This is a genomic window from Citrobacter sp. XT1-2-2 (assembly GCF_023516235.1).
GTDB lineage: Bacteria > Pseudomonadota > Gammaproteobacteria > Enterobacterales > Enterobacteriaceae > Citrobacter > Citrobacter werkmanii.
The window spans coordinates 798058-811753 of the sequence record NZ_CP097324.1 but is presented as its reverse complement, the minus strand read 5'-3'; the positions used below and the strand labels follow the sequence as shown (position 1 = coordinate 811753).

The following is a 13696-nucleotide window of genomic DNA, read 5'->3' as shown; positions in this document are numbered from 1 at the left end:
AACCTCAAATTTTATTAACAAGTGTAAAACAGTTGACTACTATCGCAATCCAAAGACGCGATAACAACCCAAATACAGGCAGAATTTCCAGCAGATAGTGCTGACGCTCCGACTGTGCGACCGGTTTCTTTTTCATATCATTGTAAACACGTAACCGAACGTACTGCTGACAGTTCGGCGAAACCACGAGAAAACTCTTGTTTACCAAGAGCGCCCTTGTTCAGTTCTTAGTGACCGTTACCGGCTCTTGAGTCCTGAGATACGCCGAGATGGGTATACACTTCATCCTTCATGCAGCCTCTTTGTTGGCTACGCGCATTCGCCCCAGTCACGTACTACTCGTACGTTCAGGGGACTCATTCATTTGCCGCCTCGACGCAGCATAAATGATTTTGTGTATATAACATCGACAGGTATGCAAAACAGAGATGCAGATTGCGGGGGACATATGTACACCAGAACGGTGCGACAGATTCAGCAGAATACAACGGTTCATTATCTCGTATCACCTCCACGGTTGCTCCTCACGGAGAACCCACAAGCCAAAGCTATAGTTTTAACCCGGCTGGAAGTGGCAACACGATGAAAATGTCGTGTGCTTTTTGTATGAGCCGCGCGCCGCGTTTTATACCGACAACAGTACGAAAAAGCAAAAGATAAATGCACACATTGCCAGCACCGTCAGGAAAAATTTCCAGTTACATTTTCAGTACAATGCGACCTCAATCAAAAAAAGCTGGAAATCAGGCGAAGAACTGTCCTAAAATAGCCGTCCAGATGTTAATCCATCTATACCGATTAACACTCAGACTGCCAGTGTCCGTCATCTGCAGACTCATGGTAGAATCTTCTACACATGGCTATCCCACTCGACAGTTTGAGCTAACCAAATTCTCCTTAGGTGAAATTAAATATGGCAAAACACCTTTTTACGTCCGAGTCCGTATCAGAAGGGCATCCTGACAAAATCGCTGACCAAATCTCTGATGCCGTGCTGGATGCAATCCTGGAACAGGATCCGAAAGCACGCGTTGCCTGCGAAACCTACGTCAAAACCGGTATGGTTTTAGTTGGCGGTGAGATCACCACCAGCGCATGGGTCGATATCGAAGAGATCACCCGTAACACGGTGCGCGAAATTGGCTATGTGCATTCCGACATGGGTTTTGACGCCAACTCTTGTGCGGTACTGAGCGCAATTGGTAAACAGTCTCCGGACATCAACCAGGGCGTTGACCGTGCCGATCCGCTGGAACAGGGCGCGGGCGACCAGGGCCTGATGTTTGGCTACGCCACCAACGAAACCGACGTGCTGATGCCAGCCCCGATTACCTATGCTCACCGTCTGGTGCAGCGTCAGGCTGAAGTGCGTAAAAACGGCACCTTATCCTGGCTGCGCCCGGATGCAAAAAGCCAGGTTACCTTCCAGTATGACGACGGCAAAATCGTCGGTATTGATGCGGTCGTTCTGTCGACTCAGCACTCTGAAGATATCGATCAGAAATCGCTGCAAGAAGCCGTTATGGAAGAGATCATCAAGCCGGTACTGCCGACTGAATGGCTGAATGCTTCTACCAAATTCTTCATCAACCCAACCGGTCGTTTCGTTATCGGCGGCCCAATGGGCGACTGCGGTCTGACCGGTCGTAAGATTATCGTTGATACCTACGGCGGTATGGCTCGTCATGGTGGCGGCGCATTCTCTGGTAAGGATCCGTCTAAAGTTGACCGTTCCGCAGCCTATGCGGCCCGCTACGTCGCGAAAAACATCGTTGCCGCTGGCCTTGCTGACCGTTGTGAGATTCAGGTTTCCTACGCAATCGGCGTGGCTGAACCGACCTCTATCATGGTAGAAACGTTCGGTACCGAAAAAGTGCCTTCAGAACAGTTGACCCTGCTGGTGCGTGAGTTCTTCGACCTGCGCCCGTATGGTCTGATTCAGATGCTGGATCTCCTGCACCCAATCTACAAAGAAACCGCAGCCTATGGTCACTTTGGTCGTGAGCATTTCCCTTGGGAAAAAACCGACAAAGCGCAACTGCTGCGTGACGCTGCCGGACTGAAGTAATTCAGTCACGACTGAACGCTTATGCTTCTTAAGACCAGCCTCGGCTGGTCTTTTTTATGCCCATCTTCTCTCTGCCTCCCCTTTCCATAACAGCGCTATTAATCCTCTTTTTGAACGAAAATGAAAGCGATTACATTAAGCTGTGTTTCCTCCTTCTTCTAATTAACATAACCTGGCCATCTCTTGTGCATCATTGTTACATTACTTTTCAGTATTGTCTTAATTCCAGGCAAATAACTGTATCGTATTCTTATAAAAACCTTATCTTTCAAAGTCATAATTAATAATCACTATGAATACCAATGTAAGCGATTACACTAATGTGATGTGATTCGCATTTTTTTACCCCGTACTCACCTACCCTTAACATCAACAAAACTAGCTACCCAACCGGAGGGCATCATGCCTGACAATAAAAAAACGGGGCGTTCCAACAAAGCCATGACATTTTTTGTCTGCTTTCTTGCAGCCCTGGCTGGATTACTTTTTGGCCTGGATATCGGTGTTATTGCCGGTGCTTTACCGTTCATCACCGACGAGTTTCAAATTACCCCGCACACTCAGGAATGGGTGGTGAGCTCAATGATGTTTGGTGCGGCTGTAGGCGCTGTCGGCAGCGGCTGGCTCTCCTTCAAACTGGGGCGTAAAAAGAGCCTGATGATTGGCGCGATCCTGTTTGTTGCCGGTTCATTGTTCTCCGCCGCGGCACCAAACGTTGAAGTGCTACTGGTTTCCCGCGTGCTGCTGGGCCTGGCCGTTGGCGTTGCGTCTTATACCGCGCCGCTGTACCTGTCCGAAATCGCACCGGAAAAAATCCGCGGCAGCATGATCTCGATGTATCAGTTGATGATCACCATCGGGATCCTCGGCGCTTACCTCTCCGATACCGCGTTCAGTTATAGCGGCGCATGGCGCTGGATGCTGGGCGTAATCATTATCCCTGCTCTGTTACTGCTGATTGGCGTTATCTTCCTGCCGGACAGCCCGCGTTGGTTTGCAGCTAAACGTCGTTTTGTCGATGCCGAGCGCGTTCTGTTGCGTCTGCGTGATACCAGCGCTGAGGCCAAACGCGAACTGGATGAAATTCGTGAGAGTCTGCAGGTTAAACAAAGCGGCTGGGCGCTGTTTAAAGAAAACAGCAACTTCCGTCGCGCAGTGTTCCTTGGCGTGCTGTTACAGGTGATGCAGCAGTTCACCGGGATGAACGTCATTATGTATTACGCGCCAAAAATCTTTGAACTGGCGGGTTATACCAACACCACCGAGCAGATGTGGGGAACGGTTATCGTTGGCCTGACCAACGTGCTGGCAACCTTTATCGCCATTGGTCTGGTTGACCGCTGGGGCCGTAAACCTACGCTGATTCTTGGCTTTATCGTTATGGCTGTAGGTATGGGCGTGCTGGGCACCATGATGCATGTGGGTATCCACTCCGCTGCCGCCCAGTACTTTGCCGTGCTGATGCTGCTGATGTTTATCGTTGGCTTCGCGATGAGCGCCGGTCCGCTGATTTGGGTACTGTGTTCTGAAATTCAGCCGCTGAAAGGCCGCGATTTCGGCATCACCTGCTCTACCGCAACCAACTGGATTGCTAACATGATCGTCGGCGCAACCTTCCTGACGATGCTGAACTCGCTGGGCAGCGCTAACACCTTCTGGGTCTACGGCGGCCTGAACGTCCTGTTCATCTTCCTGACCCTGTGGCTAATCCCGGAAACGAAAAACGTCTCTCTGGAACACATTGAACGTAACCTGATGAAAGGTCGTAAACTGCGCGAAATTGGCGCACACGACTAATCACTCAAGGCTTCCTCCCCAGGCGGGAGGAAGCCTTCCTCTTGCAGTCCCTTCCCTGTCGCACTATCCTCTGGCGTTATGAAAACCTCCCGACTTCCCATCGCCATCCAGCAAGCCGTTATGCGCAGCCTGCGGGAAAAACTCGCCCAGGCCAATCTCAAGCTGGAACGTCATTACCCGGAGCCAAAGCTGGTTTACCAACAGCGCGGAACCGCCGCAGGTACGGCGTGGCTACAAACTTACGAAATCCGCCTCAACCCGGTGCTGCTGATGGAAAACGTCGATGCGTTCGTTAACGAAGTGGTACCCCATGAACTGGCGCATTTGCTGGTGTGGAAGCACTTTGGCCGCGTCCCGCCGCACGGAAAAGAGTGGAAATGGATGATGGAGAGTGTGCTGGGCGTCCCGGCCCGACGCACGCATCAGTTTGAGCTGCAATCCGTGCAACGTAAAACCTTTGCTTACCGCTGTAAGTGCCAGGAACATCACTTGACCGTTCGCCGCCATAACCGTGTTGTTCGCGGTGAAGCTACCTACCGCTGCGTCCATTGCGGCGAACCACTGGTTGCAGAATAATATTCAGAATTATCAGGAACCTTTCTGATCTAGCTGATTGCATACAAGGACAACTTTCGCTACGTTGCGGGCTCGTTTTGACACGGAGTTCGTGATGTACCGTAATCTTTCTTTTGCCGCGGCCATGTTAGCCGCTGCGTTTTCTGGCCCGGTGTTAGCCGAAGGTATCAACAGTTTTTCTCAGGCGAAAGCAGCAGGCGTCAAAGTTAACGCCGATGCGCCGGGCGATTTCTACTGCGGTTGTAAAATTAACTGGCAAGGTAAAAAAGGGGTCGTTGACCTTGAATCCTGCGGCTATAAAGTGCGAAAAAACGAAAACCGCGCCAGTCGTATCGAATGGGAACATGTTGTCCCTGCCTGGCAGTTTGGCCATCAGCGCCAGTGCTGGCAGGACGGAGGACGTAAAAACTGCGCCAAAGATCCAGTCTATCGCCAGATGGAAAGCGATATGCATAACCTGCAGCCTGCAGTGGGTGAAGTAAATGGCGATCGCGCAAACTTTATGTACAGCCAGTGGAACGGTGGCGAAGGCCAGTATGGGCAGTGCGCCATGAAGGTTGATTTCAAAGAGAAAGTTGCCGAGCCGCCAGCCCGCGCCCGCGGCGCTATCGCACGCACCTATTTTTATATGCGCGACCAATACAACCTGACGCTCTCCCGCCAACAAACCCAGCTTTTTAATGCCTGGAACAAGCAATATCCGGTTACCGACTGGGAGTGTGAGCGCGACGAACGCATTGCGAAGGTACAGGGGAACCATAACCCCTATGTGCAACGCGCTTGCCAGGCGCAAAAGAGCTAACCTACACTAGCGGCAATATTTTTAACCATGCCCTGGCCTTTCGCAGCCCAGGGCCATGACGCGGATGTTTAACTATGCGCATTCCTCGCATTTATCACCCTGAACCACTCGCTTCCGGCAGCCAAATTTCACTGTGTGAAGATGCCGCCAACCATATCGGTCGTGTGCTGCGTATGGGACCAGGCCAGGCGTTACAGCTGTTTGACGGCAGCAATCAAATCTTTGACGCCGAAATCACTCACGCCAGCAAGAAAAGCGTTGACGTGAAGGTGCTTAACGCCGAACTCGACGATCGTGAATCGCCGTTGCACATCCATCTGGGCCAGGTGATGTCGCGCGGCGAAAAAATGGAATTTACTATCCAGAAATCGATCGAACTGGGTGTAAGCCTCATTACGCCACTTTTTTCTGAGCGCTGCGGCGTTAAACTGGACAGTGAACGCCTGAACAAAAAGCTCCAGCAGTGGCAGAAAATCGCCATTGCCGCCTGCGAACAGTGCGGTCGTAACCGGGTGCCTGAAATTCGCCCGGCAATGGATCTGGAAGCATGGTGCGCTGAGCAGGACGAAGGGTTAAAACTGAACCTGCATCCTCGCGCCAGCGCCAGCATCAATACGCTGCCGCTGCCGGTAGAGCGCATCCGCTTGCTGATTGGCCCGGAGGGTGGGCTGTCGGCAGATGAAATTGCCATGACCGCACGTTATCAGTTTACTGATATTCTGTTAGGACCTCGCGTTCTGCGTACTGAGACAACTGCGCTCACCGCCATTACCGCGCTACAGGTGCGTTTTGGCGATCTGGGCTAACGGAGAAGAACAATGATCAAGCTCGGCATCGTGATGGATCCCATCGCAAGCATCAACATCAAGAAGGATTCCAGCTTCGCTATGCTGCTGGAAGCACAACGTCGTGGTTACGAAATTCACTATATGGAGATGGCCGATCTTTATCTGATCAACGGTGAAGCCCGCGCCTGTACGCGGACCCTGAGCGTAGAGCAGAACTACGACAAATGGTATGAGTTCAAGGGTGAGCAGGATCTCCCGCTGGCCGATCTGGATGTGATTCTGATGCGTAAGGATCCGCCATTTGATACTGAGTTCATTTACGCGACCTATATTCTGGAACGTGCAGAAGAAAAAGGGACGTTAATCGTCAACAAACCGCAGAGCCTGCGCGATTGTAACGAAAAACTTTTTACCGCATGGTTTGCCGACCTGACCCCAGAAACGCTGGTCACCCGTAACAAAGCGCAGCTAAAAGCCTTCTGGCAAAAACACAGCGACATCATTCTCAAGCCGCTGGACGGCATGGGCGGCGCATCTATTTTCCGTGTGAAGGAAGGTGACCCAAACCTCGGCGTCATTGCCGAAACGCTGACCGAACATGGTACTCGCTACTGCATGGCGCAGAACTATTTGCCAGCGATTAAAGACGGCGACAAACGCGTACTGGTCGTGGATGGCGAACCCGTTCCGTACTGCCTGGCGCGTATTCCGCAGGGTGGTGAAACCCGTGGCAACCTGGCCGCCGGTGGTCGTGGCGAGCCGCGTCCATTAACCGACAGCGACTGGGAAATTGCCCGCCGCATTGGCCCAACGCTGAAAGCGAAGGGATTAATTTTTGTCGGTCTGGATATCATTGGCGATCGCCTGACGGAAATTAACATCACCAGCCCAACCTGTATTCGTGAGATTGAAGCAGAATTCCCGGTTTCAATTACCGGTATGCTGATGGATGCCATTGAGGCACGTTTGCAAAAATAAAAGAACTCGCCGGTAGAAGGGATCCTACCAATACTCATAGTGACAGCGCTCGTATTTGTACGCATACTGGGCGCTGTTGCTTTTTTGAACCAGGAAACAGAACCTCTGACAATGAATTTACAGCATCACTTTCTTATTGCCATGCCTGCTCTCCAGGATCCGATTTTCCGCCGTTCCGTGGTGTATATCTGTGAACACAATGAGAACGGAGCAATGGGGATTATCATCAATAAACCTCTGGAAAACTTACAAATTGAAGGGATTCTGGAAAAGCTGAAAATTACTCCTGAAGCACGCGATCCGGCTATTCGTCTGGATAAACCGGTGATGCTCGGCGGGCCGCTGGCGGAAGACCGTGGGTTTATTCTGCATACCCCGCCGTCACGCTTTGCATCCAGTATCCGCATTTCAGATAACACCATCATCACCACCTCCCGCGATGTATTAGAAACCTTAGGTACGCAGGAGCAACCCTCTGAGGTGCTGGTTGCGCTAGGCTATTCATCATGGGAAAAAGGCCAGCTCGAACAAGAACTGCTGGATAATGCCTGGCTTACGGCCCCCGCCGATCTCAACATCTTGTTTAAAACGCCGATTGCCGACCGCTGGCGCGATGCGGCGAAACTTATCGGGATAGATATTCTGACCATGCCTGGCGTGGCGGGACATGCCTGATGAGCGGAACATTACTCTCTTTCGACTTTGGTACCAAAAGCATTGGCGTTGCGATTGGTCAGCGTATTACCGGTACCGCGAGACCCTTGCCCGCGATCAAAGCACAGGACGGTACGCCGGACTGGAATTTGATTGAACGCCTGCTGAAAGAGTGGCAGCCGGACGAAATCATTGTCGGCTTACCGCTCAATATGGATGGCACCGAACAACCCCTTACCGCACGCGCACGCAAGTTCGCTAACCGTATTCACGGTCGTTTTGGCGTTACCGTGACGTTGCATGATGAGCGTTTGAGTACCGTCGAAGCCCGCTCCGGCCTGTTTGAGCAAGGCGGGTACCGGGCACTGAATAAAGGTAAAGTGGACTCCGCTTCTGCCGTTATTATTCTCGAAAGCTATTTCGAGCAGGGCTACTAAAGCCGTCCCTGCGCCTGGCGCTGCTGCAGGCTTTGCGTAAACGTCTGCATGCCTGTCTGTTGCCCGGTTTGCATTACGCCGGGTAGCTGATGCGTTTTCCCTTCACGGATCAGGTTACCGACGGCGGGCGTGTTGATGAGCAGTTCGAATAGCGCCACGCGTCCTCCCTGCTTATCTTGTTCCAGCTTTTGCGAAAGCACTGCCCGCAGGCTGTCTGCCAGCTGATTACGCACCGGATCTTTCTCCGGTGCGGGAAAAGTATCCACCAGCCGCGCAATCGCCTGAGCCGCCCCTCGCGTGTGTAACGTTGCCAGCACCAGATGCCCGGTTTCCGCAGCCGTTAACGCCAGACGAATGGTTTCTACGTCGCGCAGCTCGCCCAGCAGAATGACATCAGGATCTTCGCGTAGCGCGCCGCGCAAACCGGCGGCGAAAGAAGCGCAGTGTACGCCCACCTCCCGTTGTTGAATGAGACAACGCTGGCTGGTGTGACGATATTCAATGGGATCTTCCAGCGTCAAAATATGTCCCGCGACGTGCTGATTAAGATATGCCACCATCGCCGCCAGGGTCGTTGATTTACCGCTGCCGGTAGCGCCGGTCACCAGAATTAATCCATTTTCACTGTGCAGCAGCTCAGGTAAGGCGGCGGGAGTCTGGAGATCATCCAAACATGGGCAATCAAGCGGCAATAGCCTTAGCGCCAGAGAGATTCCCTGCTGATGAACAAATGCGCTCGCACGCAGACGCCGTGAGTTCGTCAGCGTAATGGCAAAATCCAGCTGCCCCTGTTTCTGCCACTGTACCTGTTGTTGCTCGCTGAGCCAGCACATCAGCAACGTCTCTACGTCAGGCGTGGTAAACGGCGCGATTTCGACATTTCCGCGTATGCGCCAACGCGCAGGCCATGCATTGCACAGGTGTAGATCCGACACGTTATGCTTTACACTAAGGGCCACTATTTCTTCCATATTCATATGAACATCCTCGGAAAATGAACGATATCGCGCATAACCTGGCACATGTCCGGGACAAAATCTCAGCCGCCGCGACGCGTTGCGGGCGGTCTTCAGAAGAAGTTATGTTGCTTGCAGTCAGTAAAACCAAACCTGCGAGCGCCATCGAAGATGCCATTGCCGCAGGTCAGCGAGCCTTCGGTGAAAATTATGTTCAGGAAGGGGTGGATAAAATTCGCTACTTCCGGGAACAAGGCGTCAACGATCTGCAGTGGCACTTTATCGGCCCACTGCAGTCCAACAAAAGCCGTCTGGTCGCTGAACATTTTGACTGGTGTCATACGATTGATCGTCTGCGCATCGCTACCCGTCTTAGCGAGCAGCGCCCGGCGGAACTGCCGCCGCTGAATGTGCTGATCCAAATTAATATCAGCGATGAGAACAGTAAGTCGGGTATTCCGCTGGCAGAGCTTGATGCACTGGCCGCTGAAGTCGCCGCATTGCCGCGTATTAACCTGCGTGGTCTGATGGCAATTCCGGCGCCTGAGTCAGATTATGTAAGGCAGTTTGAAGTTGCACAGCAAATGGCTGTAGCATTTACCGGGTTGAAAACACGCTACCCAGGCATCGACACCCTCTCACTGGGGATGTCTGATGATATGGATGCCGCAATTGCGGCGGGTAGCACGATGGTGCGCATTGGCACCGCCATTTTTGGTGCTCGTGATTACACTAAAAAATAAGGAAAACTAAGGAACACCATGAATACGTTGACCTTCCTGCTCTCAACGGTAATTGAGCTGTATACCATGGCGCTGCTGCTACGCGTGTGGATGCAATGGTCTCGCTGCGATTTTTACAACCCGTTCTCGCAGTTTATAGTGAAAATCACTCAGCCTGTTATTGGGCCGTTACGCCGTGTGATTCCCCCGATGGGGCCGATTGACAGCGCCTCGGCATTAGTTGCGCTCGTTCTCAGCTTTATCAAAGCCATCGTGCTGTTTAAGGTGGTCACGTTCCAGCCGATTATCTGGATCGCCGCCGTACTGATTGTCCTCAAGACCATCGGACTGCTGATTTTCTGGGTACTGCTGGTGATGGCGATTATGAGCTGGGTCAGCCAGGGCCGCAGCCCCGTGGAGTACGTGCTGATTCAACTGGCGGATCCGCTGCTGCGTCCTATTCGTCGTATCCTCCCGGGTATGGGAGGCATCGATTTCTCGCCGATGATTCTGGTTCTGCTGCTCTATGTGATTAACATGGGTATCGCGGAAGTGTTACAGGCGACAGGCAATATGCTGCTGCCGGGGCTGTGGATGGCGCTATGAGTGCCGTTACACCCTGCGACGACGGTCTGGTTTTACGGCTCTACATTCAGCCTAAAGCCAGCCGTGACAGTATTGTGGGTTTGCATGGCGACGAAGTAAAAGTCGCCATTACCGCCCCGCCGGTGGATGGGCAAGCGAACAGCCATCTGGTGAAATTTCTCGGCAAACAGTTCCGTGTGGCAAAAAGCCAGGTCGTTATTGAGAAGGGCGAGCTTGGCCGTCACAAACAGGTTAAAATCATTCATCCGCAACAGATCCCGCCCGAAATTGCGGCGCTAACTGATTAGGTATCCCATGCAAAAAGTTGTCCTCGCGACCGGCAATGCCGGTAAAGTGCGTGAACTCGCCTCTCTTCTGAGTGATTTCGGACTTGATGTCGTTGCCCAAACGGATCTGGGTGTTGATTCTGCAGAAGAGACCGGGCTGACGTTTATTGAGAATGCCATTCTGAAGGCGCGTCATGCCGCGCAAATTACCGGACTGCCGGCCATTGCTGATGACTCTGGTCTGGCGGTGAACGCCCTTGGCGGCGCGCCGGGCATCTATTCGGCCCGTTATTCCGGCGAAGATGCGACCGACAGGCAGAACCTGGAAAAACTGCTTCACACCCTGCAGGATGTTCCTGATGACAAGCGCCAGGCACATTTCCACTGCGTGCTGGTCTATATGCGCCACGCAGACGATCCAACGCCGGTAGTGTGCCACGGAAGCTGGCCGGGTATTATTACCCGTGAACCTGCCGGAAACGGTGGCTTTGGCTACGACCCGATCTTCTTTGTGCCGACTGAAGGGAAAACGGCGGCTGAACTGACCCGGGAAGAGAAAAGTGCAATTTCTCACCGCGGACAGGCGTTGAAGCTGCTGCTGGATGCCCTGCGTAATGGTTAAGCTTCCGCCGCTAAGTCTTTATATTCACATCCCGTGGTGCGTGCAAAAATGTCCCTACTGCGACTTTAACTCGCATGCGCTGAAGGGCGACGTTCCTCATGACGACTATGTGCAGCATCTGCTGAGCGATCTGGATACTGAGGCGGCCCACGCCCAGGGACGTGAAGTAAAGACAATTTTTATCGGTGGCGGTACGCCGAGCCTGCTTTCTGGCCCGGCAATGCAAACACTGCTCGACGGCGTGCGCGCACGCCTGAAGCTGGCTGCGGATGCAGAAATCACGATGGAGGCGAATCCCGGTACGGTGGAAGCCGATCGCTTTGTTGATTATCAACGCGCTGGCGTAAACCGAATCTCCATTGGCGTACAGAGCTTTAGCGCCGCCAAACTTGAGCGCCTGGGGCGTATTCACGGACCGGAAGAAGCCAAACGTGCCGCGAATCTGGCGAGCGGTCTGGGGCTACGTAGCTTTAATCTCGATCTGATGCACGGCCTGCCGGATCAGACTCTGGAAGAGGCGTTGGGCGATTTGCAACAGGCCATCGCGCTCAACCCGCCGCATCTCTCCTGGTATCAGCTGACTATCGAACCCAACACGCTATTTGGTTCACGTCCGCCGGTATTACCGGACGATGACGCGCTGTGGGATATTTTTGAGCAAGGCCACCAGTTGCTGACTGCAGCGGGGTATCAACAGTACGAAACCTCAGCCTATGCGAAACCGGGCTATCAGTGTCAGCACAATCTCAATTACTGGCGTTTTGGCGACTATCTTGGCATTGGCTGCGGCGCGCACGGCAAAATCACTTTCCCGGACGGACGCATCCTGCGCACCACCAAAACGCGGCATCCACGCGGATACATGCAAGGACGTTACCTGGAAAGCCAGCGTGATGTTGCCGAAGCCGACAAGCCGTTCGAGTTCTTTATGAACCGTTTCCGGTTACTGGAGGCCGCGCCGCGTGCAGAATTCACGCAATACACCGGGCTTGCCGAAGACGTTATTCGTCGACAGATTGATGCAGCTATCGCCCAGGGTTACCTGAGTGAATGCGATGAATACTGGCAGATTACCCAACACGGTAAGCTGTTTTTGAATTCGCTGCTGGAATTGTTCCTGGCGGAGTAATACGGTAACGATGTAAGCCGGATAAGGCCTTGAGCCACCATCCGGCAAATTGCCTGATGGCGCTGCGCTTATCAGGCCTACAGGGTTAGGGCGATAAGCGCAGCCACCTGCATCGATTAATACTGATTAAACATTTCCTGGATCTGCTTAGGATCCTTGGTTTGCGTCAGCGCAAGCTGCAGCAGAACACGCGCTTTTTGCGGGTTCAGAGAACCTGAAGCCACAAAGCCGTATTTCGCATCATCAACTTCAGCATCCTGCGTGGTGGAGCCGGTTGGTACACGGGAGGAACGCACCACGACGGTACCTTTATGCGCAGCAGTGGCCAGCGTATCGAATACCGTTTTATACAAGTTGCCGTTACCTACACCCGCACTGACGATACCCGCATAACCCGCGTCGACCAGCGCTTTGGCTGGCAGATCCGAGGCGTTAGCGTAGTTGTAAACAATCCCCACTTTCGGCAGTTCGGTCAGCTTAGACACATCGAACGGAGTAGACGTGGTGTGCTTACGCGCAGGCGTACGCTGGTAGTCAATCTTGCCGTTATGGATGTAGCCCAGCGGGCCATAGTTAACGGATTTGAAGGTGGCTACATCGGTAGTGTTGGTTTTGGTCACGTCGCGACCATCCATCACGGTGTCGTTCATCACCACCAGCACGCCACGGTTGGCAGAGGCTTTGTCTGCAGCCGTCACCACTGCGTTATACAGGTTGAACGGGCCATCGGCGCTCATCCCTGTAGACGGACGCATTGCACCCACCAGCACTACCGGCTTGTTGCACTTGACGGTCAGGTCGAGGAAATAGGCGGTTTCTTCCATGGTATCCGTACCATGCGTCACGACAAAACCGTCGGTTTTATCACACTCGGTGTTAATCTTTTTCGCCAGCGTTAACCAGACGTCGTCATTCATATCCTGAGAGCCGATGTTCACCACCTGCTCGCCTTTAACAACCGCGATGTCTTTCAACTGAGGTACGGCTTCAACCAGATTCTCTACGCCTACCTTGCCTGCCGTGTAGTTAGATTTTGTCGCGGAATCACCACCGCCGGCAATGGTCCCGCCGGTTGCTAAAATAGTGATGTTTGGCAGTGCAAGCGCCGCGCCGCTGAAACCCATAACCAGTGCGGCAAGTGCCGTTTTCTTGAAAAACTCCATGTTATTTCTCCAGTTACTTGAATTTGCAGCATTATGTCTATCTTACAGATGAATAATGTGACGGCATCCAATTAACCAGATTTATATCTCCATCAAATTGCCATTCTTAGAGATGGATATCAAAAAAACAGA

General features: G+C 52.8%; 16 protein-coding genes and 1 pseudogene. 13 read left to right on the top strand and 4 right to left on the bottom strand.

Annotated elements, in window-relative coordinates; genetic code table 11:
* Positions 1–4: 4 nt before the first annotated feature.
* Both yqgB and M4I31_RS24055 read right to left on the bottom strand, forming a co-directional pair.
* Entirely contained in the window at positions 5–136 is a 132-nt protein-coding gene (yqgB, locus tag M4I31_RS03980) for an acid stress response protein YqgB (RefSeq protein WP_064507034.1), read from the bottom strand.
* Between the two features lie 258 nt (positions 137–394).
* A pseudogene (locus M4I31_RS24055) lies at positions 395–496 on the bottom strand (hypothetical protein); the annotation flags it as partial.
* Positions 497–913: 417 nt separating this feature from the next.
* Here M4I31_RS24055 and metK point away from each other — a divergent pair.
* The 8 genes from metK to ruvX all read left to right on the top strand — a co-directional run bounded on the left by metK (position 914) and on the right by ruvX (position 8100).
* Positions 914–2068, top strand: a complete 1155-nt coding sequence (gene metK, locus M4I31_RS03975) for a methionine adenosyltransferase (protein WP_006686850.1) — start codon at positions 914–916, stop codon at positions 2066–2068.
* A gap of 402 nt (positions 2069–2470) precedes the next feature.
* Positions 2471–3865: a galactose/proton symporter gene (galP, locus tag M4I31_RS03970; RefSeq protein WP_069324803.1), complete on the top strand. Its 1395-nt coding sequence runs from the start codon at positions 2471–2473 to the stop codon at positions 3863–3865.
* Positions 3866–3943: 78 nt separating this feature from the next.
* The gene (locus M4I31_RS03965) at positions 3944–4441 is read left to right on the top strand and encodes a SprT family zinc-dependent metalloprotease (protein WP_038633587.1); all 498 of its coding nucleotides are present in this window, start codon (positions 3944–3946) and stop codon (positions 4439–4441) included.
* Positions 4442–4535: 94 nt separating this feature from the next.
* On the top strand, positions 4536–5243 hold the full coding sequence (endA, locus tag M4I31_RS03960) for a deoxyribonuclease I (RefSeq protein ID WP_085048753.1): 708 nt from the start codon (positions 4536–4538) through the stop codon (positions 5241–5243).
* A 74-nt stretch (positions 5244–5317) separates the two neighbouring features.
* Complete coding sequence (rsmE, locus tag M4I31_RS03955; protein WP_038633593.1) at positions 5318–6049, top strand: 16S rRNA (uracil(1498)-N(3))-methyltransferase; 732 nt, start codon at positions 5318–5320, stop codon at positions 6047–6049.
* Positions 6050–6061: 12 nt separating this feature from the next.
* Complete coding sequence (gene gshB, locus M4I31_RS03950) at positions 6062–7009, top strand: glutathione synthase (protein WP_161668222.1); 948 nt, start codon at positions 6062–6064, stop codon at positions 7007–7009.
* A gap of 111 nt (positions 7010–7120) precedes the next feature.
* Positions 7121–7684, top strand: a complete 564-nt coding sequence (locus tag M4I31_RS03945; RefSeq protein ID WP_032940453.1) for a YqgE/AlgH family protein — start codon at positions 7121–7123, stop codon at positions 7682–7684.
* A complete protein-coding gene (gene ruvX, locus M4I31_RS03940) occupies positions 7684–8100 on the top strand; it encodes a Holliday junction resolvase RuvX (RefSeq protein WP_038633601.1) in 417 nt (138 codons plus the stop codon). The genes M4I31_RS03945 and ruvX overlap by 1 nt, the downstream gene beginning before the upstream one ends.
* On the opposite strand, the gene M4I31_RS03935 is transcribed toward ruvX, so the two are convergent.
* Positions 8097–9077, bottom strand: coding sequence for a type IV pilus twitching motility protein PilT (locus M4I31_RS03935; RefSeq protein WP_085048751.1), 981 nt, complete (start codon positions 9075–9077; stop codon positions 8097–8099). The genes ruvX and M4I31_RS03935 overlap by 4 nt on opposite strands.
* A gap of 17 nt (positions 9078–9094) precedes the next feature.
* Here M4I31_RS03935 and M4I31_RS03930 point away from each other — a divergent pair, with 17 nt between their 5' ends.
* Genes M4I31_RS03930 through hemW form a run of 5 tightly spaced genes read left to right on the top strand, consistent with a single transcriptional unit; the run spans position 9095 to position 12401 of the window.
* Positions 9095–9799: a YggS family pyridoxal phosphate-dependent enzyme gene (locus tag M4I31_RS03930; RefSeq protein ID WP_085048750.1), complete on the top strand. Its 705-nt coding sequence runs from the start codon at positions 9095–9097 to the stop codon at positions 9797–9799.
* Positions 9800–9817: 18 nt separating this feature from the next.
* Positions 9818–10384: a YggT family protein gene (locus tag M4I31_RS03925; RefSeq protein ID WP_038633609.1), complete on the top strand. Its 567-nt coding sequence runs from the start codon at positions 9818–9820 to the stop codon at positions 10382–10384.
* Complete coding sequence (gene yggU, locus M4I31_RS03920; RefSeq protein ID WP_003027101.1) at positions 10381–10671, top strand: DUF167 family protein YggU; 291 nt, start codon at positions 10381–10383, stop codon at positions 10669–10671. The genes M4I31_RS03925 and yggU overlap by 4 nt, the downstream gene beginning before the upstream one ends.
* 7 nt (positions 10672–10678) lie before the next feature.
* The gene (locus tag M4I31_RS03915; RefSeq protein ID WP_085048749.1) at positions 10679–11272 is read left to right on the top strand and encodes an XTP/dITP diphosphatase; all 594 of its coding nucleotides are present in this window, start codon (positions 10679–10681) and stop codon (positions 11270–11272) included.
* A complete protein-coding gene (gene hemW / locus M4I31_RS03910) occupies positions 11265–12401 on the top strand; it encodes a radical SAM family heme chaperone HemW (RefSeq protein ID WP_085048748.1) in 1137 nt (378 codons plus the stop codon). Before M4I31_RS03915 ends, hemW begins: the two co-directional genes overlap by 8 nt.
* 116 nt (positions 12402–12517) lie before the next feature.
* Here the strand turns inward: hemW and ansB are convergent, their stop codons facing one another.
* Positions 12518–13564, bottom strand: a complete 1047-nt coding sequence (gene ansB, locus M4I31_RS03905; RefSeq protein WP_038633619.1) for an L-asparaginase 2 — start codon at positions 13562–13564, stop codon at positions 12518–12520.
* Positions 13565–13696: the final 132 nt, after the last annotated feature.

Bases quoted from the DNA above. Each gene is read 5' to 3' on its own strand.
- yqgB (WP_064507034.1), bottom strand. From the start codon at position 136: ATGAAAAAGAAACCGGTCGCACAGTCGGAGCGTCAGCACTATCTGCTG.
- metK (WP_006686850.1), top strand. From the start codon at position 914: ATGGCAAAACACCTTTTTACGTCCGAGTCCGTATCAGAAGGGCATCCT.
- galP (WP_069324803.1), top strand. From the start codon at position 2,471: ATGCCTGACAATAAAAAAACGGGGCGTTCCAACAAAGCCATGACATTT.
- M4I31_RS03965 (WP_038633587.1), top strand. From the start codon at position 3,944: ATGAAAACCTCCCGACTTCCCATCGCCATCCAGCAAGCCGTTATGCGC.
- endA (WP_085048753.1), top strand. From the start codon at position 4,536: ATGTACCGTAATCTTTCTTTTGCCGCGGCCATGTTAGCCGCTGCGTTT.
- rsmE (WP_038633593.1), top strand. From the start codon at position 5,318: ATGCGCATTCCTCGCATTTATCACCCTGAACCACTCGCTTCCGGCAGC.
- gshB (WP_161668222.1), top strand. From the start codon at position 6,062: ATGATCAAGCTCGGCATCGTGATGGATCCCATCGCAAGCATCAACATC.
- M4I31_RS03945 (WP_032940453.1), top strand. From the start codon at position 7,121: ATGAATTTACAGCATCACTTTCTTATTGCCATGCCTGCTCTCCAGGAT.
- ruvX (WP_038633601.1), top strand. From the start codon at position 7,684: ATGAGCGGAACATTACTCTCTTTCGACTTTGGTACCAAAAGCATTGGC.
- M4I31_RS03935 (WP_085048751.1), bottom strand. From the start codon at position 9,077: ATGAATATGGAAGAAATAGTGGCCCTTAGTGTAAAGCATAACGTGTCG.
- M4I31_RS03930 (WP_085048750.1), top strand. From the start codon at position 9,095: ATGAACGATATCGCGCATAACCTGGCACATGTCCGGGACAAAATCTCA.
- M4I31_RS03925 (WP_038633609.1), top strand. From the start codon at position 9,818: ATGAATACGTTGACCTTCCTGCTCTCAACGGTAATTGAGCTGTATACC.
- yggU (WP_003027101.1), top strand. From the start codon at position 10,381: ATGAGTGCCGTTACACCCTGCGACGACGGTCTGGTTTTACGGCTCTAC.
- M4I31_RS03915 (WP_085048749.1), top strand. From the start codon at position 10,679: ATGCAAAAAGTTGTCCTCGCGACCGGCAATGCCGGTAAAGTGCGTGAA.
- hemW (WP_085048748.1), top strand. From the start codon at position 11,265: ATGGTTAAGCTTCCGCCGCTAAGTCTTTATATTCACATCCCGTGGTGC.
- ansB (WP_038633619.1), bottom strand. From the start codon at position 13,564: ATGGAGTTTTTCAAGAAAACGGCACTTGCCGCACTGGTTATGGGTTTC.